This window comes from Pseudoalteromonas sp. GW168-MNA-CIBAN-0100 (assembly GCF_040309225.1).
GTDB classification, from domain to species: Bacteria; Pseudomonadota; Gammaproteobacteria; order Enterobacterales; family Alteromonadaceae; genus Pseudoalteromonas; species Pseudoalteromonas arctica.
In genome coordinates, this window is the sequence record NZ_JBEOOL010000931.1 from 1 (window position 1) to 246 (window position 246).

1 pseudogene is annotated in these 246 nt (G+C 43.5%); it reads left to right on the forward strand.

The annotated features are described in order from the left end of the window. Positions 1 to 246, forward strand: a pseudogene (locus AAEY62_RS24065) (FMN-binding glutamate synthase family protein); the annotation flags it as partial.

Sequence of the window (246 nt, forward strand, 5' to 3'; positions counted from 1 at the left end):
TAACCCAAACAAAGCATGCAATTAGGCGCAACTATCCGGTAATTGGTCGGTTTCGATATTTTTTTGAGCGCCAAGGCGAATTTTTCCGCCAGTACTTTTTCGCACTTGATAGAGAAGAAATGCCGTTTAATCGTGCTGAACGTAGTTGGGTATATCGCGCTGCAAAAGATGTTGATCATACTGCTGCGTTTGGCTCGACTCAAAGCCTTGAAGTAACCGGTACAGTGATGTTTATGAACTGTGCAT